The organism is Marinobacter sp. S0848L (genome assembly GCF_023016065.1).
In the GTDB taxonomy this organism is placed as follows: domain Bacteria; phylum Pseudomonadota; class Gammaproteobacteria; order Pseudomonadales; family Oleiphilaceae; genus Marinobacter.
This window is the reverse complement of record NZ_JALKAQ010000010.1, coordinates 18,154-41,479: the sequence shown is the minus strand read 5'-3', so window position 1 is coordinate 41,479 and position 23,326 is coordinate 18,154. Positions and strand designations below refer to the sequence as shown.

The 23,326-nt window shown below is 55.5% G+C and carries 21 protein-coding genes; 11 read left to right on the top strand and 10 right to left on the bottom strand.

The annotated features are described in order from the left end of the window. Positions 1–288 precede the first annotated feature (288 nt). The 5 genes from miaB to lnt all read left to right on the top strand — a co-directional run bounded on the left by miaB (position 289) and on the right by lnt (position 5,891). Entirely contained in the window at positions 289–1,635 is a 1,347-nt protein-coding gene (miaB, locus tag MWU64_RS12160; RefSeq protein WP_247064659.1) for a tRNA (N6-isopentenyl adenosine(37)-C2)-methylthiotransferase MiaB, read from the top strand. 420 nt (positions 1,636–2,055) lie between these two features. Further along, entirely contained in the window at positions 2,056–3,042 is a 987-nt protein-coding gene (locus MWU64_RS12155; RefSeq protein ID WP_247064658.1) for a PhoH family protein, read from the top strand. After that, positions 3,039–3,512 (top strand): rRNA maturation RNase YbeY, encoded by a 474-nt coding sequence (ybeY, locus tag MWU64_RS12150; RefSeq protein ID WP_247064657.1) that lies wholly within the window; start codon positions 3,039–3,041, stop codon positions 3,510–3,512. Before MWU64_RS12155 ends, ybeY begins: the two co-directional genes overlap by 4 nt. After that, positions 3,509–4,354 (top strand): transporter associated domain-containing protein, encoded by an 846-nt coding sequence (locus MWU64_RS12145; protein WP_247064656.1) that lies wholly within the window; start codon positions 3,509–3,511, stop codon positions 4,352–4,354. The genes ybeY and MWU64_RS12145 overlap by 4 nt, the downstream gene beginning before the upstream one ends. Further along, the gene (gene lnt, locus MWU64_RS12140; RefSeq protein WP_247064655.1) at positions 4,344–5,891 is read left to right on the top strand and encodes an apolipoprotein N-acyltransferase; all 1,548 of its coding nucleotides are present in this window, start codon (positions 4,344–4,346) and stop codon (positions 5,889–5,891) included. Before MWU64_RS12145 ends, lnt begins: the two co-directional genes overlap by 11 nt. Before the next feature lie 3 nt (positions 5,892–5,894). On the opposite strand, the gene MWU64_RS12135 is transcribed toward lnt, so the two are convergent. After that, positions 5,895–6,449 (bottom strand): zinc ribbon-containing protein, encoded by a 555-nt coding sequence (locus tag MWU64_RS12135; protein WP_247064654.1) that lies wholly within the window; start codon positions 6,447–6,449, stop codon positions 5,895–5,897. A 153-nt stretch (positions 6,450–6,602) separates the two neighbouring features. Between MWU64_RS12135 and leuS the strand changes: the two genes are divergently transcribed. The 4 genes from leuS (at position 6,603) to MWU64_RS12115 (ending at position 11,590) form a co-directional block, all read left to right on the top strand. Then, a complete protein-coding gene (leuS, locus tag MWU64_RS12130) occupies positions 6,603–9,188 on the top strand; it encodes a leucine--tRNA ligase (RefSeq protein ID WP_247064717.1) in 2,586 nt (861 codons plus the stop codon). 1 nt (position 9,189) lies between these two features. Further along, positions 9,190–9,768, top strand: a complete 579-nt coding sequence (lptE, locus tag MWU64_RS12125) for an LPS assembly lipoprotein LptE (protein WP_348645557.1) — start codon at positions 9,190–9,192, stop codon at positions 9,766–9,768. Then, positions 9,765–10,772: a DNA polymerase III subunit delta gene (gene holA, locus MWU64_RS12120; RefSeq protein ID WP_247064653.1), complete on the top strand. Its 1,008-nt coding sequence runs from the start codon at positions 9,765–9,767 to the stop codon at positions 10,770–10,772. Before lptE ends, holA begins: the two co-directional genes overlap by 4 nt. Before the next feature lie 182 nt (positions 10,773–10,954). Beyond that, a complete protein-coding gene (locus MWU64_RS12115) occupies positions 10,955–11,590 on the top strand; it encodes an endonuclease (RefSeq protein ID WP_247064652.1) in 636 nt (211 codons plus the stop codon). A 205-nt stretch (positions 11,591–11,795) separates the two neighbouring features. Here MWU64_RS12115 and MWU64_RS12110 read toward each other — a convergent pair whose 3' ends face one another. The 8 genes from MWU64_RS12110 to bioB form a co-directional block, all read right to left on the bottom strand. Next, entirely contained in the window at positions 11,796–13,586 is a 1,791-nt protein-coding gene (locus MWU64_RS12110) for an acyl-CoA dehydrogenase C-terminal domain-containing protein (protein WP_247064651.1), read from the bottom strand. A gap of 227 nt (positions 13,587–13,813) precedes the next feature. Continuing rightward, positions 13,814–15,613 (bottom strand): acyl-CoA dehydrogenase C-terminal domain-containing protein, encoded by a 1,800-nt coding sequence (locus tag MWU64_RS12105; RefSeq protein ID WP_247064650.1) that lies wholly within the window; start codon positions 15,611–15,613, stop codon positions 13,814–13,816. Positions 15,614–15,857: 244 nt separating this feature from the next. Continuing rightward, positions 15,858–16,502, bottom strand: coding sequence for a putative metalloprotease CJM1_0395 family protein (locus MWU64_RS12100; RefSeq protein WP_247064649.1), 645 nt, complete (start codon positions 16,500–16,502; stop codon positions 15,858–15,860). Positions 16,503–16,592: 90 nt separating this feature from the next. Next, the gene (locus MWU64_RS12095) at positions 16,593–16,838 is read right to left on the bottom strand and encodes a flagellar basal body rod C-terminal domain-containing protein (RefSeq protein WP_247064648.1); all 246 of its coding nucleotides are present in this window, start codon (positions 16,836–16,838) and stop codon (positions 16,593–16,595) included. 51 nt (positions 16,839–16,889) lie between these two features. After that, positions 16,890–17,594, bottom strand: coding sequence for a dethiobiotin synthase (bioD, locus tag MWU64_RS12090; RefSeq protein WP_247064647.1), 705 nt, complete (start codon positions 17,592–17,594; stop codon positions 16,890–16,892). A 5-nt stretch (positions 17,595–17,599) separates the two neighbouring features. After that, entirely contained in the window at positions 17,600–18,433 is an 834-nt protein-coding gene (bioC, locus tag MWU64_RS12085; RefSeq protein WP_247064646.1) for a malonyl-ACP O-methyltransferase BioC, read from the bottom strand. Beyond that, the gene (bioF, locus tag MWU64_RS12080; RefSeq protein WP_247064645.1) at positions 18,430–19,617 is read right to left on the bottom strand and encodes an 8-amino-7-oxononanoate synthase; all 1,188 of its coding nucleotides are present in this window, start codon (positions 19,615–19,617) and stop codon (positions 18,430–18,432) included. Before bioF ends, bioC begins: the two co-directional genes overlap by 4 nt. Positions 19,618–19,833: 216 nt before the next feature. Further along, positions 19,834–20,892, bottom strand: coding sequence for a biotin synthase BioB (bioB, locus tag MWU64_RS12075; RefSeq protein ID WP_247064644.1), 1,059 nt, complete (start codon positions 20,890–20,892; stop codon positions 19,834–19,836). 51 nt (positions 20,893–20,943) lie between these two features. Here bioB and MWU64_RS12070 point away from each other — a divergent pair, with 51 nt between their 5' ends. Then, positions 20,944–21,672: a ComF family protein gene (locus tag MWU64_RS12070; protein WP_247064643.1), complete on the top strand. Its 729-nt coding sequence runs from the start codon at positions 20,944–20,946 to the stop codon at positions 21,670–21,672. Here MWU64_RS12070 and MWU64_RS12065 read toward each other — a convergent pair. Continuing rightward, complete coding sequence (locus MWU64_RS12065) at positions 21,669–22,778, bottom strand: NAD(P)/FAD-dependent oxidoreductase (protein WP_247064642.1); 1,110 nt, start codon at positions 22,776–22,778, stop codon at positions 21,669–21,671. The two genes, MWU64_RS12070 and MWU64_RS12065, sit on opposite strands and share 4 nt — an antisense overlap. A 124-nt stretch (positions 22,779–22,902) precedes the next feature. On the opposite strand from MWU64_RS12065, the gene MWU64_RS12060 reads away from it, so the two are divergent. Further along, the gene (locus MWU64_RS12060; protein WP_247064641.1) at positions 22,903–23,325 is read left to right on the top strand and encodes a hypothetical protein; all 423 of its coding nucleotides are present in this window, start codon (positions 22,903–22,905) and stop codon (positions 23,323–23,325) included. Position 23,326: the final 1 nt, after the last annotated feature.

Sequence of the window (23,326 nt, the reverse complement as noted above, 5' to 3'; positions counted from 1 at the left end):
TCCAGCTCCAATAGTTGGGGAAGGGTTTTGGGGTGGGTTTTCCAAAAATTTCGTAGGCCATGGATGGCCGGAGAGAAGCGCACATGGATGTGCTCGTAGCGGTTTTTGGAAAACCCACCCCAAAAGCCTTCTAACACCTAAGCCGCGAATAATAGCACAGTGTTAGGTAAGGAATACCGAGACAACGGTGGTTGAAGTTTAATCACGCCGGTATAATGTGCCGTCCAATTTTTGCCAGCGCCAAAAACACCACATCCGGCGCAACATACACCAAACTGCGTGAGACCCATGGCCAAGAAGCTGTACATCAAAACCCACGGCTGCCAAATGAACGAGTACGACTCCGCCCGCATGGCAGACCTACTCAAAACTGGCGAGCCCGTCGAAATGACCGACTCACCAGAAGACGCCGACATTCTGCTACTGAACACCTGCTCCATCCGGGAAAAAGCCCAGGACAAAGTGTTTCACCAACTCGGCCGTTGGAAAAAGCTCAAAAGCAACAAGCCCGACACCATCATCGGTGTCGGCGGTTGCGTAGCGAGCCAGGAAGGTCAGGCGATCATCGACCGGGCGCCGTTTGTCGATATGGTCTTCGGCCCACAAACCCTGCATCGCCTGCCGGATATGATCACTGAAGTGCGCGCCAAAGGTAACGGCGTTGGCGTGGTTGACGTGAGTTTTCCGGAAATCGAGAAATTCGACAACCTGCCAGATCCTGGCGCAGACGGCCCCTCCGCGTTTGTTTCTATCATGGAAGGCTGTAGCAAGTACTGCACCTTCTGCGTGGTGCCTTATACCCGTGGTGAAGAAGTCAGCCGCCCGGTGGACGACGTCATTGCCGAAGTCGCGCACTTGGCCAGCCAGGGAGTGCGTGAGGTTAACCTGCTGGGTCAGAACGTGAACGCGTACCGTGGCGAAACCCACGATGGTGATGTGATGGACATGGCGGAGCTGGTGGAGTTGATCGCTACCATCGATGGCATTGACCGCATTCGTTACACCACTTCTCACCCGGTGGAGTTCAGCGATTCGCTGATCGAAGTGTATGAGCGGGTTCCCGAGCTGGTTAGCCACCTGCACTTACCGGTGCAAAGCGGTTCCGACCGCATTCTGGCGGCCATGAAACGTGGCCACACGGCGCTGGAGTACAAATCCAAGCTGCGCCGTTTGCGCAAGATTCGCCCGGACATCAGTTTCTCGTCTGATTTCATTATCGGTTTCCCCGGTGAAACCGATAAGGATTTCGAGGACACTATGAAGCTGATCAACGACATCGGTTTCGATATGTCGTTCAGTTTCATTTACAGCGCCCGTCCGGGTACACCCGCGGCGGATTTGCCTGACGATACGCCGATGGAAGTGAAGAAGCAGCGCCTGAAGATTTTGCAGGATCGCATTAACCAAACGGTGATGGACATCAGCCGCAAGATGGTGGGTTCCACCCAGCGCATTCTGGTTACCGGGCTTTCCAAAAAAGACCCTGGTGAATACTCAGGCCGCACCGAGAACAACCGGATTGTGAATTTCCGCCACGAAAACCCGGAGATCGTCGGGCACTTTATCGATGTGGAAATTGTCGAGGCTTACGCGAACTCCTTGCGTGGCGTGCCTGTGGATTCGGCGATGTACTAGGTTTCAGCGTTAGTGTGGTGATGGGAGGCGGGCCGGATGGGCCTCCCATAAACCGCTACGAGCACATCCATGTGCGCTTCTCTCCGGCCATCCATGGCCTACGAAATTTTTGGGAGGCCCATCCGGCCCACCTCCTTCTAATTTCACAGTGGCATTCCAGAAAAGTAACGATGTAAATTCATCAAAATTGAATCCACTAAGCCTTGTTTTTTCACTATCGGGCCTGCACATTATTTGAACGGTTCAGGGTGGGTAAGGCTTTCCAAAAATCTGGAGCGCCAGGGATGGCGCGACGAAGCCCTACACGGACGTATTTACGTGGCGTTTTTTGGAAAGCCTTACCCACCCTGAACCAACGCACATTTCCAGAAATGCTAACTCCTTCTGAACCGAGAGGGAGTAAACCAATACGGAGTAAGATTGAACACTCAAGACAGCAGACAATTTGACCTGCATCCCGTAGACCAGCGACGTCTCACCACGCTGTGTGGGCAATTTGATGAACACCTGAAGATGATCGAAAAGCGTCTGCAGGTAAAAGTCGGCCGTCGCGGCCACCACTTCCGGGTTGAGGGTGCCACTGAAAACGTCGCCGCAGCCACCGAAGTTATTCGCCACATGTACCGGGAAACCGAAGCCGTGGACGATATCGCACCAGATACCGTACACCTGTTTATTCGGGAAACCGGGCTAGAGCGGCTGCCGGACGACGTGCCTTATAACGAAGGGCAAATTACCGTCATCAAAACACCCAAGTTGACGGCTAAGCCTCGGGGCCAGAACCAACAGAAGTATGTGCACAGCGTTCGCACCCACGACATCAACTTTGGTATTGGGCCTGCGGGTACCGGTAAAACCTGGTTGGCCGTCGCCTGTGCCGTGGAAGCTTTGAAAGATGAGCAGGTTAAGCGCATTTTGCTGGTACGTCCTGCGGTCGAAGCCGGTGAAAAGCTGGGGTTTCTGCCGGGTGACCTTGCGCAGAAAGTGGACCCTTACCTGCGCCCGCTGTATGACGCGCTTTACGAAATGCTTGGGTTTGAGCAAACCACCCGGTTGATCGAAAAAAGTGTGATCGAGATTGCACCACTGGCGTTTATGCGTGGTCGTACGCTCAACAACTCTTTTATTATTCTGGACGAAAGTCAGAACACCACCCGGGAACAGATGAAAATGTTCCTGACCCGGATTGGTTTTGGCTCTACCGCTGTGATCACCGGCGATACCACTCAGGTGGATTTGCCGCGCGGTCAGGATTCGGGGCTGATCCATGCGGCCAGCGTTCTGAGTAACGTGCGAGGCATCGGGTTCACCCGTTTCGAATCAAAAGACGTGGTTCGCCACCCCTTGGTTCAGCGCATCGTTGAAGCTTACGATTCATTCAACGATGGTAGTGGCCCACGCACATGAGTCAATTGACCGTTGATTTCCAGAATGCCTTCGAAGGCGAAGGCCTGCCTGAGGAATCCGGCCTCCAAAAATGGGCGGGGCTTGCCTGGCAGGGTGATGCAGATTCCGAGGTGACGATTCGCATCGTTGACGTGGAAGAAAGCCAAGCCCTGAACTTTCAGTACCGTGGAAAGGACAAACCTACCAATGTTTTGTCCTTTCCATTTGAAGCACCAGCGGGTATAACATTTCCTCTGGCCGGGGATCTTGTTATTTGCGCGCCGGTTGTTGAAAAAGAAGCCCAAGAACAGCATAAAGAACCTGCGGCCCATTGGGCCCACATGGTTATTCACGGCATGCTCCATCTTCAGGGCTACGACCACATTGAAGACAGTGATGCCGAGGTGATGGAAAGCCTCGAAATCCAGCTGCTGGAGCAGCTCGGGTTTGCTAACCCTTACGAAGCAGAGGAAACGGAAAAAGACTCATGAGCGACGATCAGTCGAGTCGCAGTCAGGGCAACAAGTCCTGGCTGGAGCGTATTTCACAGGCCTTTTCCAGTGGGCCGGAGTCCGTAGAGGACGTACTGGAAATCCTGAGGGATGCAGAGTCCCAGGAAATCATCGACACCGATTCAATGAGCATTATTGAAGGTGCGATGCAGGTGATTGATATGCGTGTGGAAGAAATTATGATTCCACGCTCGCAAATGATCACCGTCAAAGCCTCTCAGGACCCCAAAGAGTTTCTTCCCGATATCATTGCTTCTGCCCACAGCCGCTTCCCGGTCATCGGTGAAAGCCCTGACGACATTCTGGGTGTGTTATTGGCCAAAGATCTTTTGCCTCTGGCTCTTAACGATGATCTGGATTGGTCCCATATTCGCGGAATACTTCGTCCACCGACTTTTGTACCCGAGAGCAAGCGCCTGAACCAGCTTCTCAAAGAGTTCAAAGAGAACCGCAACCACATGGCCATGGTGGTCGATGAATACGGTGGCACAGCCGGCCTGATTACCATTGAAGATGTGCTCGAACAAATTGTGGGCGAGATTGAAGACGAACATGACTTCGATGAAGAAACCCACATCAAGGCCCGAGGCGATGGCACCTATGCGGTGAAAGCTGTTACCCCGATCGATGATTTTAACGAATTCTTCGAAACCGGCATGGACGAAGAAGAGTTCGATACCATCGGTGGATTGGTTCTGAAAGAGTTTGGCCACCTGCCCAGGCGCGGTGAAACGGTTGAATTCGGCGGCTTGCAGTTTACCATTGCCAACGCCGATAACCGTGTCATCCGTTTGCTGCAGGTAACCCGAAGTGACTCATGAGCCAACACCTGAACACCCTTTAAACCTCAAGTTTACAGCTAACCCCTGGTTCAGCTCGGCGATCCTCCTGATCGCCGGTGCTGTGCAAACGCTGACGTTCTCGCCATTCCATCTTTGGTGGCTCGGGCCTCTGTCTGTGTTTCTTATTCTTCTGGTGGCACTGCATCAGCCTTCTGGAAAACTGTTTCGTACCGGTTGGCTGGTCGGGCTTGGCCTGTTTGGTTCAGGCGCCAGCTGGATCTATATCAGCATCAGCGAGCACGGCAACACGCCGATTCCGGTTGCTATTATTCTGATGGTCTTGTTCGTGGCAGGCCTTGCCTTGTTCCACGGGCTGGCGTTCTGGTTCTGGGGCAAACTGGCAAAGCAAAATCTGATTCGTCGGCTGATTTTGTTCCCCGCCATTTGGTTGCTGGGAGACTGGCTGCGTGGCTGGCTGCTGACCGGTTTCCCCTGGCTTTATCTGGGCACAGCCCACACCGACGGCCCTCTTGCAGGCCTTGCGCCAGTACTCGGAGTTCACGGGATCACCTTCTGGGTGACCGCCACGGCCGCTGCCGCCTATGCATTCTGGTGGCTGCTGCGAGCCGGCCGCACTAAAGCGGCTGCCGCAACAATCCTTGCGGCTCTGTTGCCTTGGGGTATTGCACCAGCACTGAAAAAAATCGATTGGACCACCATCAGTGATGAACCGGTCAGTTTTGTCACCATGCAGGGCAACATTCCTCAACAGATCAAGTGGGACCCGGACTTTCTTCGCGACCAGATTGTTACGTATCTGGGAATGACGGAGGAACACTGGCAAGCCGACATCATTTTGTGGCCCGAAACGGCGATCCCGATTCCGCAAGACCAAGCGGGCCCCATCATTGCTCACATTCAGGAGCGTCTGGGCGAAGACAGCACGCTGATCACCGGCATTCCCTGGTATGGCTACAGCGAGAAGAGAGAAGGCAACACCTTCCACAACAGCATCATGGCGATGGGTAACGGTGAAGGCATTTATCACAAGCAGAAACTCGTGCCTTTCGGGGAATACGTTCCGCTGGAAGGGCTGCTTAGAGGTTTGATCGGTTTTTTCGACCTCCCTATGAGCAGCTTTTCCCCCGGCCCTGACAATCAGTCACCACTGCAGGCCAATGGCACTAACGTGATGCCGTACATTTGCTATGAGGTGGCTTACCCGGATTTTGTGGCCTTCAACGCCCGTAACTCCGGGTTGTTGCTGACCATCAGCAACGATGGCTGGTTCGGGGACTCCATCGGTCCGCTGCAACACCTGCAGCTGGCTCGCATGCGCGCTCTGGAAACAGGCCGCTACATGTTGCGGGGCACCAACAACGGGGTCACCACCATCATCAACGAAAAAGGCCAGATGACGGAACGGGTGCCTCAGTTCAAGCGAACGGTTCTGACGGGCGAAGTCTTCACCGCTACCGGCAGCACGCCCTACATGCAAACCGGGTCCTGGCCGGTGCTCACGTTGGCGCTGATCCTCATCGTGTTCGTTCGTGAGCGTGTGATTCCTAAAAACTGACCCTCAGTCATTGTCAGTCCTGTTTGGCCAGCGACTCGTTACCCGCTCGAAATAGTGGGAGTCGCACGCCTCACAGGGCTCCAGATGACTGGTTTTGGTCAGGCACAGCATGTGGCTGCAGTTCAGGCACCGAAACATCCCTGCCGTCGCCACTTCCCCCGCAATGTACTGCCCTACCTCTTCGTTTTCGAGTTTCTGTTTCAGTGCCAGCGTGTCCACCAGGGTTTGATCCGCCACCGACAACAGCCGATCGGTCAGGGTCTGCTCCAACAAGGAAATATCCAGTTGCAGCCATTCCTTCAACCCTTCGCCGGTCTCCTCAACAAAGTGCATCAGGTGCTCCAGATCTCGCTTCAGGTAAGCTCCCAATAAATCGGCTTCCTCGCGGGTCATTTCTTCCAGTTCGTATTCGAACTCGACGGCTTTCTGAACCTCTTCCTCCAGCGTCTGCACTGAAGTTTCCTGAAACATATGCAAACGGGACTGCACCCGCTCAAGCATTCTGTCATAGGCCTCAAGAGCCTTCCCGGAAAGATGGTTGCGCTCGGGTTCTGTCATGGTCGTCCTCTCATCGGCTGAAAAACTTCAACAATAGGAAGTCTGGCACAAGTCCGACAAATTGGCAGACTACCTGTTAGGCCGCGGGTGCGTTAGAATGTTCGGCCTTTTCGAACATCATTCTGACACAGGGTAATTTTGGTAATGGCAGGACTGGACGAGCAATACAATCCACGCGATGTAGAACAGACCGCCCGTGACTTCTGGGAAACCAACGAAACCTTCAAGGTTGTAGAAGATCCGAGCAAGCCCAAGTACTACTGCCTGTCTATGTTCCCGTACCCGAGCGGCAAGCTGCACATGGGCCACGTGCGCAACTACACCATCGGCGACGTGATCTCACGCTACCAGCGCATGCAGGGCAAGAACGTCATGCAGCCCATGGGCTGGGACGCCTTCGGTCTACCCGCTGAAAACGCCGCCATTGCCAACAAAACTGCGCCCGCCAAGTGGACCCGCTCGAACATCGAGTACATGAAGAACCAGCTCAAGCAGCTGGGCTTCGGTTACGACTGGAATCGCGAACTGGCCACCTGTGATCCGGAATATTACCGCTGGGAACAGTGGTTCTTCGCCCGTCTTTACGAAAAAGGACTGGTGTACAAAAAGATGTCCACGGTTAACTGGGACCCGGTTGATCAGACCGTACTTGCCAACGAGCAGGTCGTGGATGGCCGTGGCTGGCGCTCCGGCGCTCTGGTTGAGCAGAAAAAGATTCCCCAGTGGTTTATCCGCATTACCGATTACGCGGAAGAACTGCTGAACGACATGGATGACCTCGACGGCTGGCCAGAACAGGTTAAGACCATGCAGCGGAACTGGATCGGCAAATCCACCGGTACCGAGCTGACCTTCCCGCTGAAAGATCGCGAAGATGGCCTGACTGTATACACCACTCGCCCCGACACCTTGATGGGCGTGAGCTACATGGCCGTTGCCGCCGAACACCCATTAGCCAAAGCCGCCAGTGAGCGTCATCCCGATGTGGCGGAATTTGTTGAACAGTGCCGCAACAGCAAGGTGGCCGAGGCTGAAATGGCCACCATGGAAAAGAAAGGCATCGACACTGGCTTTAAAGCGATCCATCCCCTGACTCAGGAAGAAGTTCCGGTTTGGGTGGCCAACTTTGTGTTGATGGATTACGGCACAGGTGCCTTGATGGCGGTCCCCGGTCACGATGAACGCGACCATGAATTCGCCCTCAAGTACAAACTGCCGGTCAAGCAGGTTATCACCCCGAGCGATCATCAAGAGATCGACGTGCAGGAAAAAGCCTACACCGAAAAAGGCATTCTGGTTTCTTCCGGTAAATACAGCGGCTTGACCAGCGATGAAGCCTTCGAGGAAATTGCCAGCTTCCTGGAAGAAAACAACATTGGTAAGCGCACGGTAAACTACCGGCTGCGCGACTGGGGCGTTTCACGCCAGCGGTACTGGGGCGCGCCTATTCCGATGATGACGCTGGAAGACGGTACCGAAATGCCGGTCCCGGACGACCGCCTGCCGGTACGCCTGCCGGAAGACGTTGAGATGGACGGTGTTCAGTCCCCCATCAAAGCTGACACCGAGTGGTGCAAAACCGAGTTCAACGGTCAGCCTGCAACGCTGGAAACCGACACCTTCGACACCTTCATGGAGTCGTCCTGGTACTACGCTCGCTTCTGCAGCCCGAACTACGATCAGGGTATGCTGGACCCGGCCGCAGCCAACTACTGGCTGCCGGTAGATCAATACATTGGCGGCATCGAACACGCCATCCTGCACCTGCTGTACGCGCGCTTCTTCCACAAGCTGTTGCGCGATGTTGGTCTGGTGGACAGCTCAGAGCCGTTCAAGCGCCTGCTGACCCAAGGCATGGTGTTGGCGGAAACCTATTACCGCAACGAAGATAACGGCGGTAAGTCCTGGTACAACCCTTCTGAAGTCACGGTCGAACGCGACGGCAAAGGCCAGGTAGTGCGCGCGGTCTTGAAGTCTGATGGTGAACCCGTTGAGATTGGCGGCGTTACCAAGATGTCCAAGTCGAAGAACAACGGCATCGACCCGCAGTCGATCATCGACGAGCACGGCGCCGACACGGTTCGCTTGTTCATGATGTTTGCTGCGCCCCCCGAGCAGTCTCTGGAATGGTCTGACAGCGGCGTTGAAGGGGCTCATCGCTTCCTCAAGCGGCTGTGGCGCATTGTTCATGAGCACACCAGTAAAGGCGAAGCTCCGGCTCTGGATGTCGACAATCTGTCCAGCGCCCAGAAAGATCTGCGCCGCAAGACTCATGAAACCATTGCTAAAGTCAGTGATGACATCAGCCGCCGCCTGACTTTCAACACCTCCATTGCCGCGACCATGGAACTGCTGAACGAAGTCAGCAAACTTGGCGATGACGAACCGCAGAGCCGTGCCGTTCGCCAGGAAGCGCTGGACGTTGCCGTGCTGGTACTGTCACCGATCGTACCGCACATCTGCCACCAACTCTGGCACGCGCTCGGCCACAGCGAAACCGTTGTCGATGCCAGCTGGCCAGTGGCCGATGAAAGCGCCATGGTCCGTAGCGAGATTGAAGTGGTGCTGCAAGTGAATGGCAAGGTGCGCGCCAAACAGAGCGTTCCGGCCGACATCAGCAAAGACGACCTCGAAAAGATGGCGCTGGAGAACGAGAACGTACAACGCTTTACCGACGGCAAAACGGTTCGTAAAGTGATTGTGGTTCCGGGCAAGCTCGTAAACGTGGTAGCTAACTGATATGAAATGGATGCCTCTGACTCTGAAAACCTTTCGGTTATCGCTCCTTGCGGTCATAACCGCGACTGCGGTTTCTGGCTGCGGCTTTCAGCTAAGAGGCACCTCGCCGGTGCCAGCGGCTTTGCAGCCTCTGGCCATTGACTGCCCAAACTCTTTGCCAGCGCGCTTTTGCGAGTCGGTACGCGAACAATTGTCGCTGGGTGGCATAAAGCTTGAGCCCACCGAAACCGCGGATTACGTGCTGACGCTCAGGGATTACAATCAGGATCGTCGGGCTTCGGCCATCACTGCCCAGGCTTCCGCCGCCGAGTATGTGCTGCGCCACAGTGTGACCATCGAGCTGCACTCGGCCAATAAAGTCCCTCTCATCGCTGCAACAGATCTGACCGCCAGCGAAACCTATCGCTACGATGAAACCAACGTGCTGGCCAAACAGCGAGAGGAAGAAGAACTCCAACAGCAGCTCGGCGACCGTCTCGCCCAGCAGGTGATATTCCGCCTGGTTCCGATGACCCAAGAGCGTATAGACGCTGCATTGGAAGCACATTCCGCTGATCAGAAGCCCTCAGAGTCGCCATGAAGATTCAGGCCGGCCAACTCCCTCAAATATTAAAAAAGGGTCTTGCACCGGTTTACCTCGTCTCTGGCGATGAACCCCTTCTGGTTCAGGAATGCTGCGACCAGATCCGTAAGGCCGCCAAGGGCGCAGGCTTTCATGATCGCCTGACCTACCACGCCGACCAGCAACTGGACTGGGGCTCGGTGGCGAACGAATGCAATGCCATGTCCCTGTTTGCCGAGAAACGGCGCATCGAGATCCATTTACCGACCGGCAAGCTCGGCGATGGTCGTAAGGTGATGGAACAGATTCTTCAATCCCCCCCTGACGATGTCATTCTGCTGCTGATCAGCGCCAAACTTGATGCGGCGGAAACCAAGCGCAAGTGGTACAAAGATTTACAGGCCAATGGTGTGCACGTGCCGGTTTGGCCTGTCGATTCGGACAAATTTACCGGCTGGCTGCAACAGCGGGCCAGCAATCAGGGCCTGCACATTACCCGTGGGGCTTTGGCGATGTTGGCTGAACGTTTGGAAGGCAACCTTCTTGCCGCGAGCCAAGAGCTGGACCGGCTGACCCTGCTGTCTGATGGCAAAACCATCGATGAAGAAACCATAGAGATGGCGGTACAAGACAGCGCCCGGTTCAACGGTTTCGAGCTGGTTACTGAGCTTCTAGCCGGGAAAGCAGCACATGCTGGAAAGATCATCGGCATCCTGCAACAGGAAGGCGAAAACCCGCTGGGCCTGCTCAGCGTGCTGGTTCGGGATCTGCATCTGATCATCGAGCTGAAAACCGCCCTGCCTCCCGGTGATAATCCGGCCGGTTTTCTGAAAAAGCGGGGGGTATTCCAGCCCAAGCGAGCGGGGGCTATTCAGCACGCCGCACGCAGGCTCAGCCTGGCTCAATTGCATCGCGCCATTCAGCTTTGCGGTATCACCGACCGCGCGGCCAAGGGATACGGCGACCTTCCGCCATGGCATCACCTCAGGGATCTGTCGGCTCTGCTCGCCGGTGCCAACTGAGAAATGTGTAACAAACATACACATTAATCAGGCCAAACGCGCTTCCGCGAAACCACCACTGTGTCATACTTCACATTAATAAATGATCACACTGTCATAATTTCGGCGAACTGTTCATTTAGCCATCAGCCAGTTCTCTAATTGGCCCAGGCACTCGATGTACGATGTGAGGCACATGGACCATGAAAAAAATAATAGCCATACCCACGACACTTGCTATCGCTCTTTCAACAGGCATGGTGATCGCCCAGAACACTCGATTCAGTGATCCTGAATCGGTGGTGAAGAATGAGTTTTGGGGCAATCTTTATGCGGACGGCGGTTCGTCTTTTTTCTGCAATGAGCCGTTTAAATCCAAAGGTTTTGTGATGACCGACGGGCACATTTATCCGCTCGCCGATATTCGTTCTGCCTTGGATTGCGGTACGAAGTCACAGTGTAAGCGGGACAATCGCTATCGGCAGATTGCGTCGGATTTGCACAATATGGTGCCGGTTCGTAGTCGCGTTGAGCTGAAGCGCCGGACGGCGCGTTATGAGGATTTGAGTCCGGCGATTGATCGGGATGAGTGCGGTATTCGCACGAATAATCAGTTCTTTGAGCCGGCAGAGCGCATTAAGGGTGATGTTGCTCGTACCATGGCCTACATGGTGGATACTTATGGTTTGCCGTGGCTGGGGGCGACTCCGGTATTCCAAAGCTGGAGCAAGCTTGATCCGCCAGATGATAGAGAACTGACTCGGCATCGCAGGGTTGCAGAGATTCAGGGTAATGAGAATCCATTTGTGACCAACCCTGACCTGATTAACCGCCTGTGACCTAAACTTTGGGAGTAGGTGACGTTCGGGAACTGCTTTCCAAAACACGCTGTGAATACGTCCATGTACGCTCTGCTTCGCCATCCATGGCTACGCAAGGTTTTGGAAAGCAGTTCCCGAACGCCACCAAACTTCCGCGTAAGCATCCACAAAAAAGCAGGCCACTTGGGCCTGCTTTTTCACTTTCTGGACTGACGAAATCGTTTTAGATTTCGTTAGCATCCAGCGCCATCATGGCATCGCTGCCACTACGGATACCTTCAGCCAGTGACACGGCTTTCGGCAGCAAACGCTCGAAGTAGAAACGTGCTGTTTTCAGCTTACCGGTGTAGAAACCGGAAGTGTCGCCTTCTGCTTTCGGTGCAGCCGCTTTAACGGCTTTTACCCACATATAGGCCAGTGCGGTGTAACCGAACATGTCCAGGTAGTCGACTGCCGCAGCGCCGATGGCGTTGGGGTTTTCAGCAGCCTGCTTGATGACGTGCTCGGTGGTGTCAGACAGTCGCTCCAGTGAAGCCGCCAGCGGCTCGAGGTAGGGGCGCAAGGCTTCATCGCTGCTGTTTTCTTCGATGAATGCGCTAACGTCTTCTGCGAAGAGTTCAAACAACTTGCCCTGGCTCGCTACGACTTTACGGCCCATCAGGTCCATAGCCTGGATACCGTTGGTGCCTTCGTAGATCTGGGTGATGCGGCAGTCACGAACCAGCTGCTCCTGACCCCACTCGCGGATAAAGCCGTGGCCACCGAAGACCTGCTGGCCAATGATGGTGGTTTCCAGACCACGGTCGGTCAGGAAGGCTTTGGCAACCGGCGTCAGCAAAGCAACCATGCCTTCTGCGTGTTTGCGCTGTTCGTCGTTGTCGGAGTACTTGGAGATGTCCAGCCACTTGGCGACGTAGGTAGAGAAAGCACGGCCGCCTTCAACGTAGCTCTTCATGGTCAGCAGCATGCGACGCACATCCGGGTGTACCAGAATCGGGTCTGCGGCTTTTTCTGGCTGCTGGGCGCCAGTCGGCGCACGGCTCTGGATACGCTCGTTGGCGTATTCACGAGCGCTTTGCAGAGAGGCTTCAGCAGCACCGATGCCTTGAATACCCACACCCAGACGCTCGTAGTTCATCATGGTGAACATGGCGTTCAGGCCTTTGTTTTCTTCGCCGACCAACCAACCTTTGGCGCCATCAAAGTTCATCACACAGGTAGCGGAACCTTTGATGCCCATTTTCTTTTCAATGGAGCCACAGCTGAACTGGTTGCGCTCGCCCAGTGAGCCGTCGTCGTTAACCATGAACTTCGGAACCAGGAACAAGGAGATACCCCTCGGACCTTTAGGCGCATCCGGCAGCTTAGCCAGCACCAGGTGGATGATGTTCTCCGCCATGTCGTGCTCGCCCCAAGTGATGAAGATCTTGGTGCCGGTGATATTGAAGGAGCCGTCGTCGTTTGGCTCTGCTTTGGTGCGAATGATGCCCAGATCAGTACCGGCGTGGGGCTCGGTCAGGTCCATGGCGCCGGACCATACACCGGAGTACATGTTCGGCAGGTATTTTTCTTTCAGCTCCTGGCTGCCGTGGGCGTTCAACGCCAGGCAGGCACCAGCGGTCAGCATGGGTGCCAGGCCGAACGCCATGTTGGCGCCCTGCATCATTTCTTCAAATTGCGCGACCAGTGTTTTGGGCATGCCCATGCCGCCGAATTCCGGGTTGCCACCCAGTCCATTCCAGCCACCTTCTACGATGGTTTGGTAGGCCTCTTTGAAACCTTCCGGACTGGTTACTTCGCCTTCGTCCCACTTACAACCTTGTTCGTCGGCTTCGCGGTTCAGAGGGGCCAGAACGCCGCCGGTGATTTTTCCAGCTTCTTCCAAAATGGCATCGGCCGTTTCCGGATCAACGTTTTCGGCAATTCTTGGCAGTGAAGCCCACAAAGCAGGCGCATCAAACATTTCGTTCAGAACGAAACTCATATCACGAAGGGGGGCTTGATAATCAGCCATGTATAACTCTCCAGAAAATCAGTCAGTCTCTTCGGGGGCATGCTTTGACAATGGCCCTCATTGGAAGGCTCAGCGACGTCCGCCCGATCGGCAATGTGTCCGTATCAAGGTTATTATTCTATGCTCGGTATTCTACCTTAATACTGGCCTCAAACTCATGAAAAAAGCCCGCCTCTTCACAGAGAACGGGCTTTTTTTGCACTATCAATCAGATAGCAACCTCAGCCTTAAAGGGCGAAGTTTTCTTCCGGCATATCCAGCAGAGTGTCTGCACCGGCCAGCATGGTGGCAGCGTGAGTCTTGGTACGCGGCAGCATGCGGGTGAAGTAGAAGCGAGCAGTCTGCAGCTTCGCAGTGTAGAACGCTTCTTCAGTCGTGCCTTGCTCCAGCTTTTCCTGAGCAACTTTGGCCATCTGAGCCCACAGGTACGCAAACACGGCGTAACCGGAGTACATCAGGTAGTCAACGGAGGCAGAACCTACTTCTTCACGGTTCTTCATAGCGGCCATGCCCACTTTCATGGTCAGGTCGCCCCACTCTTTGTTGATTGCTGCCAGCGGCTCGATGAACTGCTTCAGCTGCTCGTTGTCTGCGTTTTCTTTGCAGAACACGTGAACTTGCTTGGTGAAGGTCTTCAGAGACTCGCCCTGAGTCATCAGAACCTTACGGCCCAACAGATCCAGCGCCTGAATGCCGGTAGTGCCTTCGTAGATCATGCCGATACGGGCATCACGTACGTTCTGCTCCATACCCCATTCGGAGATGAAACCGTGACCACCAAATACCTGCATACCCAGGTTCGCAGCTTCGTAACCGATTTCGGTCAGGAAGGCTTTGGCGATCGGGGTCAGGAAGCCCAGCGCTTCGTCGGCTGTCTTGCGCTCTTCGTCAGTCTTGCCACGAGCCACGAGGTCTGCTTTTTGCGCAGTCAGGTAGATCAGGGCACGAGCACCTTCAGCAACGGCTTTCTGAGTCAGCAGCATGCGACGCACGTCTGGGTGAACGATGATCGGGTCAGCGATGCCTTCCGGGTTCTTCGCGCCACTCAGTGAACGCATGGCCAGACGGTCTTTGGCGTAAGCCAATGAGCCCTGGAACGCCAGTTCAGCTGCGCCCAAACCCTGGATAGCTGTACCGATACGCGCGGTGTTCATGAAGGTGAACATGCAGTTCAGACCTTTGTTCTCAGGTCCGATCAGCCAGCCTTTGGCGCCGTCGAAGTTCATTACGCAGGTTGCGTTGCCGTGGATACCCATCTTGTGCTCGATAGAGCCACAAGAAACAGCGTTGCGCTCACCCGCAGAACCGTCTTCGTTCGGCAGGCACTTAGGTACGATAAACAGGGAAATGCCCTTGGTACCTTCAGGTGCACCCGGCAGACGAGCCAGTACGATGTGAATGATGTTCTCGGTCATATCGTGCTCACCGGCCGAGATAAAGATCTTGGTACCGGAAATGCTGTAAGAACCGTCTGCGTTAGGCTCTGCTTTCGTACGCAGGGTGCCCAGGTCAGAACCACAGTGCGCTTCGGTCAGGCACATGGTGCCGGTCCACTCACCGCTGATCATTTTGGTCAGGTAAGTCTGCTTCTGCTCTTCAGTACCGTGCGCTTCCAGGGTGTTGATTGCACCGTGGCTCAGGCCCGGGTACATGCCCCAAGACCAGTTAGCAGTACCGTTCAGCTCGCTCATCACGATGCCGAGAGAGTCTGGCAGGCCCTGGCCGCCATAGTTAGCGTCGGCCGCCAGTGATGGCCAGCCGCCTTCAACAAACTGGTCGTACGCTTCTTTAAAGCCAGTCGGCGTTTTAACGCCGTCTTCGCTCCAGGTACAACCTTCACGGTCACCTACCGCGTTCAGCGGAGACAGTACCTGTTCAGCAAACTTTGCACCTTCCTGGATGATGGCATCGACCATATCCGGAGTTGCGTCTTCAGCGCCTTCCAAATTGGCGTAGTGGGTCTCGCTGTCGAGCAGCTCGTTCATTACAAATTTGATATCACGCAGGGGCGCTTTGTACTCAGGCATTGAATCCACCTCAATGTTGGTTGCAGCTGAAGTTGTTGCAGCTATACCGTGGTTTGCTCAAACACCGCGAAGCTCGTGCTCCACAGCCTTAATTAAACACTTGTTTGAAACATACGTTTTGGAGCACAGAATTGTCAAGAGAATTGAGTCAATTTTGTCGGGCTTTGTGTTCACAAACGTAACAAACAGAGAGGAGAAAAGGCGATATGCCTATCGCGTTCAGGGCTTTATCTTGAGGGGTGTGTCAAATGAAAATCGAAGTGGCAGCGTCCGAGTCGAACCCATAACCCTGCATAGCGGATACATTTTGATACGCCTCTGTGGCTTGGCGGGACTGACTATCCTGAGGCCTTTGAACTTGTCCGATGTCCTCAGCCCGGCCATCAATACTGGCGCTCTCCCCCTCACCACTGGCCAGTTCCACCTGTGCCTGCAGCATGGTTTGCATCGCTTGCGCGGCCACGGCACGATCTTGCGACGAGGGTTGGGCCGGGGCCATGGCGGCCGCGCGAACAACACGCATTTTTTCAATTGTTGCCTGGGGGTCGCCCGCCACTGGCGATACATCGATAGGCACTTCCCCGCCGACCGCGTATTGAGCGCCATCAGGGCCACGCTCATAGGAGTATGAAATCGCGCCGGCGTGCTGCCCTCCCACTGCTTGGTGGGCCGCCTCGTGAGCGCGCACTTCCCGATCCCGGGCTTTGAGCTCAGCAAGCTGTTTCAGCTCGGACTCGGTCAACCCTTGGGGATTTTCGTTTTCTTGCTCGGATTTTTCGGTAGATGAGCCGGACGATTTGTCTTCGGAAGCCTGTTCCGAAGCGCGTATCGAACGATTTTCACCCTCAGTGGGTTGTTCACCCGGAGCGGTCGCTGAACCAGCGACCACAGGGCCAACGGCACCTGCCGCTGAGACAGAGCCTACCGAGGGATAAACTGGAGAAATTTGTGGGGGTATGTTCACGGCCGTGCCCGTTGATCAGACCTTGATATCCAACAGGGTGCCTATGGTTTCGTCAGCGGTTCTAACCACCTGTGCCGAGGCCTCAACACTGCGCTTGTAGAGATTCAGCTCGATCATAGGCTCAGCAAGATTACCGGCCCCTTCTGCACTTCCCTGCGGACCATCTGCGCCACCCCGGGCAATTTTTCGGGCGGCGTTATCCATCCCGACTATGCCGTCCTGGATGCCCTGAATACCGATACCGAGAGTGTTATTGATCATGGAGCCAATTCCCCGTGGCAGACAATTGGCTCAATTAACGCACAAATCTGGTTAATTTTCAAACAACGGAGACACATTTAGATAACGGGCCAACACTGAGGGCAAATCCGCCACTGGCACTTCGCCCACATAGGGCAAAACGCCCAAACAGGGCGCCTCAAGATGCGCAACCAAATAATTGAGGGTTTCTTCTTCACAGCTCATCGGGTCGGCTTCGGGGTGGTTTGCGACCCAACCAGCCACGGTTAAACCATCTGCACGAATAGCTTCTGCCGTCAGCATCGCATGATTGATACAGCCAAGTTTCAGCGGCACCACCATGATCACGCCCAAGCCCATCTCACGGGGCACCGACGCGTAGGTTTCGCGATCATTTAACGGCACCCGCCAACCTCCAGCCCCTTCGATAAGCATCACGTCCGCGGGCTGCATCTGCAGACCGCGACAAAAACCGATCAAACGTTGGGAACTGATCTGCTTACCCGCTTGAACCGCCGCGACATGAGGCGCAATCGCGGGCTCCAAGGCAACTGGATTAATCACATCGTAAGCCACGGTTTCCGTAACCGCGGCTTGCAGCATCAGCGCATCTTCATTACGAAGGCCTTCCGGTGTTTGCTCACAGCCCGAAGCGATTGGCTTCATGGCAATGGTACGTTTGCCCTGCGCCTTGGCAGCCTCGAGAATCGACGCACTGACGATGGTTTTACCCACCTCGGTATCAGTACCCGTTACGAAGTATGTTTTCTTTGCCATCGTGTTTATCCTGCTGTGGGCTTTTGCCAATACAACCAACCGGCCTCGTAAGTCGCGAAAACCTGACCAGACCGAACGCCCGGATAGGCCCTGCACATCGCGCGGAAACGCCCCGGAGCGGTCACTGTCCGGCGCCTTTCTTCCCCTTTGAACACGGCTCCCAAATGTTTGAGTTCCCGATTGAGCGCCATGGGTGTGTCATAGCGCAAACGAATTGGCGATAACGCAAGCTCTGACCCCGTCAACGTTGCCCTCGTCAGGCTGCGCCAATGCTCCGCCGGCACAAATCGATTGACGTGTGGCTGCCCCGGGTCGGCTTTCGCCCACGCTTGCTTGAGCTCTCGCAACGTACCATCCACCAGCGTAGACATCACTAACAGACCACCCGGACGCAGCACCCTCTGACATTCCGCCAGCACAACCTCGGGCTGTTGGCTCCATTGCACCATCAGATTGCTGAACACCAGGTCAACACTCTGGTCCGCCAGCGGCAACTGCTCTGCATCGGCATTCAGCCAGTTAACATCAGCGCGGTCGGTAGCCGCTTCAGCTTGCGCCAACATACCCGGAGATAAATCCGCACCCGTAACCCGAGCCTCGGGAAATCGTGCCGTCAGCTTCCGGGTAAACCAACCGGTGCCGCAGCCCAAATCAAGAACAGACTCCGGTCTGAAAGATTCGGGAATGCGCGACAACAGCGTGTCGCCCATCGCCTTTTGCAATCGAGACGCACTGTCATACGTTTGGCTGGCACCACCAAACCCCGAGGCAATCGATGCCTTGGTTCCGGTACCGCCATCCGTGGCAGAGGCCGTGGTCAGATCATTAAACATATTCATAGGGCTGCCACCTGCTCCGAATCACTTAAATCACGCAACACCCGACACTCTGAAAGAGCCGCCAACAAACGAGCAACATGCGCCTCGCTGTGGGCAGCACTCAAGGTCACCCGCAGGCGAGCCTGCCCCTCAGGCACCGTCGGCGGCCGAATAGCCGTCACCATCACGCCTTGCTGCTCCAAGGCCTGACTCAACGCCAAAGCCTCCTCATTGCCGCCAATCATGATCGGCTGAATCGGCGTATAAGACGGCATCAGCTCATAACCCAACGCCTGCGCGCCTTCGCGGAAACGCGCGATCAACCCATTCAGGTGTGCCCGCCGTTGATCATCGACCTCAATCAGATCCAAGCTCGCGCAGGTCGCAGCCGCCATCGCCGGCGGCATCGCTGTGGTGTATATATACGTTCGAGCTTTCTGCACCAGATAATCCATCAAGAGCGCCGGACCCGCGACAAAAGCACCACTGGTACCCACCGCCTTGCCGAGCGTACCAATCAAAACCGGCACCTCATCCTCCGACAGCCCCGCCTCCAGCACACTGCCCCGCCCCTGTGGCCCCAGCACGCCAATGCCGTGGGCATCGTCCACTATCAACAAAGCATCGTGGGCCTTACAGACTCGCGCCAATGCCTTCAATGGCGCCACATCGCCATCCATGCTGAACACCCCGTCGGTGACCACAACCTTGTGCCCCGAAGTATCTGCCAACATCGTTTCCAGCGCTTCAACATCCCCGTGGGCATAGCGCCGGACCCGAGCCCGGCTAAGAATACAGCCATCGATGATGGAGGCATGGTTCAGTCGATCCGAAAACACCGTATCGCCCCGCCCCACCAGCGCCGAAATCACACCCACATTTGCCATATAGCCGGTGGAAAAGAACAATGCGCTGCTGCGCCGGGTAAAATCCGCCAACCGTTCTTCCAAGCGGTGATGAGCGTCATGATGACCACACACAAGGTGAGACGCAGCCCCACCCAACCCGGTCTCGGGCAAGGCGTTCTTCAGCGCTTCAATATTGTTGGGGTGATTGGCGAGGCCCAGATAATCGTTGCTGCAGAACGACAGCAACGCCCGACCATCTGCGGTTAACTCCGGCTGTTGCGGGCCAGAAACCAAACGTCGGGTCCGGTACAGACCCGCGCGTTTCCGTTGTTCAATCTCGTGGGCAAAATCGCGCATAAAGACGACACACCAAAAGGTCAGGGCAATGAAAATCCGGGTAAAAAGGAGTCAGAATTGGCAACTGACTCCCCGATCAGATTTGGAGTGAAGGTCTGGCGCTGCTTTTCGGGACTGTTGAAGGCCAAGGACGGCCTGAAACAAGCGCACATGGATGTGCTCGTAGCGTGTCCCGAAAAGCAGCGCCAGACCTTCACACGCCACCAAAGCCTGAAATCAGGCAGATTCCCGAGAAGCGTCATAAAACATGTGACGCGTAGCCTCATACTCAACCGCTTCGGCCAACTCCTCTTCCTGCTGTTCCTCGGTGGCACACTGCTCCCGCTGCTCAGGACGAATGCCCAGCTTACGGAACAACTGCATATCCGCATCCGCCTCCGGGTTAGACGTCGTCAGCAACTTCTCGCCGTAAAAAATCGAATTCGCACCCGCCAGGAAACACAGCGACTGCATCTGCTCATTCATCTGCTCGCGACCAGCCGACAAACGAACATGAGAGGCAGGCATCATAATCCGCGCCACCGCAATCATCCGGATAAAATCAAACGGCTCCAGATCCTCCACATCTTCCAGCGGCGTCCCCTTCACCTTCACCAGCATATTCACCGGCACACTCTCCGGATGCTGTGGCAAATTGGCCAACTGAACCAACAAGCCCACACGGTCATCTTCGTCCTCACCCATGCCCAGAATCCCGCCGCAGCAAACCTTCATACCGGCTTTGCGCACGTTATCCAGCGTATCCAGACGATCCTGATAGGTGCGGGTAGTAATAATGTGGTTGTAATACTTCTCGGAGGTATCCAGGTTATGGTTGTAATAATCCAGACCGGCTTCCGCCAACTCCTTGGCCTCTTCTTCTTTCAGCATGCCCAGCGTCATGCAGGTTTCCAGCCCCAGCGACTTCACCTGCTGAACCATATCCAAAACGTACGGCATATCTTTCTTTGCCGGGCTGCGCCAGGCCGCCCCCATACAAAACCGCGACGCGCCCTTTTGCTTCGCAGCGCGCGCCTCCGCGACAACCTTTTCAATCTCCAACAGTTTTTCTTTCTCCAGACCGGTGTTGTAATGCCCGCTCTGAGGGCAGTATTTACAGTCCTCCGGGCAAGCGCCGGTCTTAATCGAAAGCAACGTACTGACCTGCACTTCGTTCGGGTCAAAATGTTCCCGGTGCACCGACTGAGCGCGGAACAAGAGATCGTTAAACGGGAGATTAAAAAGCGCTTGAGCCTCCTGAAGGCTCCAGTCGTGTCGCAGTGCAGTAGCAGTCATGTTCAAGTCCTGTTAACCTTCGCAAGGTATTTGGTTTACGGATAAACCACGATGATAAACAGACTGAAAGCGCTGTCAACCTTATTGGACTACTTGGTTAACAGAGAAGCGACCACCGGCCGCTGCGTCACCTGCTTGAGTAAACAGGCACTCCAAGGCCTGTGCCCACCTTGCCGCGCCGACCTTCCCCACAACCGACTGCGGTGCGAAACCTGCGCCCTACCCCTCCCCTTTGACGGCCCCGTCAAGCACTGCGGCGAATGTCTTACGCAACCGCCCCCGTTTACACGCTCACTGATCCCCTGGCGTTATCAGTTTCCAGTAGACAGCATGATCGGCCGCTACAAATACCTTGGCCAACGTAAGTTCGCCCGACCACTGCTTGCAGATTTCAGTGACTACCTCGAGAACACTCTGGCCGACTCAGAACTCCCGGAGTTGCTGATCCCTGCCCCCATGCATTGGCAACGTCGATGGCGGCGTGGATTCAATCAATCACAGGATATTGCCGAATATCTGGGTCAACGCCTTGGGGTCCCGGTCGGGAGCCGTGCTGTTCAGCGAAAACGCAACGTGCGAGCCCAAAGGGGCCTCAACAGAGAGGCTCGATTGAGCAATTTGCGATTGGTATTCGAGGTTTGCGAACCCATTCCGGAGCGGGTCGCGATTATCGACGATGTGGTGACAACGGGTGCAACCACAAGGGCGCTCGCCAAAGCACTGTCCGAAGCCGGCGCCCGGGACATTCAAATCTGGGCTTTGGCCCGCACGCCCGGTTAACTCAACTGCTGTTTAACGTATTCGGCGATAGCGAGACAGGAGGTCAGCCCCGGCGATTCGATGCCGTAAAGATGAACCACGCCGGCAAGACCATGAACCTCGGGCCCGTCGATCCGGAAATCCGCAAAACCGCCCTCCGGCCCCACAAGTTTAGGTCGAATACCGGCATAGGCGGGTTGAAGCCGGTGAGCATCGAGCGACGGCCACCACTGGCGAATGCCCTCTGCAAAAGCGCGAAGCCGTTCGGGGGCCACGGTGAAATCTATTGCATCAACCCATTCAACGTCGGGCCCGAAACGGGCTTGCCCGGCCAGATCCAGCGTTAGATGCACACCCAGCCCACCCGGCTCCGGCAAGGGATACATCAAATGATTGAACGGGTGTTTCCCGCTGTAGCTGAAATACACGCCACGGGCCAGCCATTGCCTGAGCCTGGCAGCGTCCGGTAACCCCAACCAGTTATGTGCAAGCCCCGGAGCACCCAACCCTGCGGCGTTCACGACCTCTTCGGCTGTCAAGGTCACCAAAGCGTCCCCTTCTACGGTAAGACGGTGGCCATCCGATACACTTTCCACGGCAACTACCCGGCTGTTCAGCACCAGTTGTCCGCCGGTGTCTTCCAACTCACCCAACAACGACAGCATCAAGCCGTGGGTATCAATAATACCGGTCTGCGAGGACCACAAGCCCCCGGCGGCCCGCACTTCCGGACAGTGCGCGGTTATCGCATCACTTTCAACGGGGTGCAGGGAAACTCCATTTGCCTCCGCCTGTCGGCGAATCGAATCGAGCCGCACCAACTGATTTTCATCGGTGGCCACAATCCATTTGCCGCATTTACGGTGCCCCACCTTTCTGCTGGCGCAATAGTCGTACAGCAACGCCCGCCCCCGCACGCAAAACCTGGCTTTCAAAGAATCGGTCGGATAGTAGATACCGGCATGAATCACTTCGCTGTTGCGGGACGATATTCCTTCACCAAATCGCGGCCCGCTTTCCAGCACCAACACCTCGCGCCCCGAACGAGCCAGTTCCCGGGCAATCGCCAACCCAACCACGCCGGCGCCTATCACGACGGTTTGCACTTTGTAGCTTTCGTAATCCACTTTTCCGTCCCGTTCTTCGATCCACGGTCTGAAATTACCGCAGATAACCCTGCGTTACATTACCTGAGCTTTCAGAACCGTTATACTTTACCCCAAGCGCAACGGATGCACGGAGCATTGGGCAATGTCCGACAGGAAGCAGTTTCTTACGGTAATGATCGTCGCCGCACTATTTGTCGGCTGGATCGCTTGGCGTGGCTTTGAAGTCACCAGCCTGAACGATCAGCTTAAAGCGGACAAAGTGGTATCCAGTTACCCCTATCAACACCGGGTACTGAGAGTAGAAGGGGATACAGCCACCATCAGCTCGCTTCGGTCCCACACCCTGTCAACGCAACAGGCGTTATCGGTGGTGTTTCCGGGCATGAAACATTTGACTGACACCCATCGGGACTGGCAAAAAGCCGAACGCGAGCTGGCTCAGGTGCAGGCCCGGGCCGGCGATATTGTGCTGGCGTCACCAAGCATCAATCGTGTGCGCTGGGAGCTGGATGAAAACTGGTATCACCTGCAATTCATGAAATCTCAACAAAATTCGGCCTTCTGAA

Coding starts and splice junctions, on each gene's coding strand:
- miaB (WP_247064659.1), top strand. CDS start 289: ATGGCCAAGAAGCTGTACATCAAAACCCACGGCTGCCAAATGAACGAG.
- ybeY (WP_247064657.1), top strand. CDS start 3,039: ATGAGTCAATTGACCGTTGATTTCCAGAATGCCTTCGAAGGCGAAGGC.
- MWU64_RS12145 (WP_247064656.1), top strand. CDS start 3,509: ATGAGCGACGATCAGTCGAGTCGCAGTCAGGGCAACAAGTCCTGGCTG.
- MWU64_RS12135 (WP_247064654.1), bottom strand. CDS start 6,449: ATGACAGAACCCGAGCGCAACCATCTTTCCGGGAAGGCTCTTGAGGCC.
- lptE (WP_348645557.1), top strand. CDS start 9,190: ATGAAATGGATGCCTCTGACTCTGAAAACCTTTCGGTTATCGCTCCTT.
- holA (WP_247064653.1), top strand. CDS start 9,765: ATGAAGATTCAGGCCGGCCAACTCCCTCAAATATTAAAAAAGGGTCTT.
- MWU64_RS12115 (WP_247064652.1), top strand. CDS start 10,955: ATGAAAAAAATAATAGCCATACCCACGACACTTGCTATCGCTCTTTCA.
- MWU64_RS12110 (WP_247064651.1), bottom strand. CDS start 13,586: ATGGCTGATTATCAAGCCCCCCTTCGTGATATGAGTTTCGTTCTGAAC.
- MWU64_RS12105 (WP_247064650.1), bottom strand. CDS start 15,613: ATGCCTGAGTACAAAGCGCCCCTGCGTGATATCAAATTTGTAATGAAC.
- MWU64_RS12095 (WP_247064648.1), bottom strand. CDS start 16,838: ATGATCAATAACACTCTCGGTATCGGTATTCAGGGCATCCAGGACGGC.
- bioD (WP_247064647.1), bottom strand. CDS start 17,594: ATGGCAAAGAAAACATACTTCGTAACGGGTACTGATACCGAGGTGGGT.
- bioC (WP_247064646.1), bottom strand. CDS start 18,433: ATGAATATGTTTAATGATCTGACCACGGCCTCTGCCACGGATGGCGGT.
- bioF (WP_247064645.1), bottom strand. CDS start 19,617: ATGCGCGATTTTGCCCACGAGATTGAACAACGGAAACGCGCGGGTCTG.
- bioB (WP_247064644.1), bottom strand. CDS start 20,892: ATGACTGCTACTGCACTGCGACACGACTGGAGCCTTCAGGAGGCTCAA.
- MWU64_RS12070 (WP_247064643.1), top strand. CDS start 20,944: ATGATAAACAGACTGAAAGCGCTGTCAACCTTATTGGACTACTTGGTT.
- MWU64_RS12060 (WP_247064641.1), top strand. CDS start 22,903: ATGTCCGACAGGAAGCAGTTTCTTACGGTAATGATCGTCGCCGCACTA.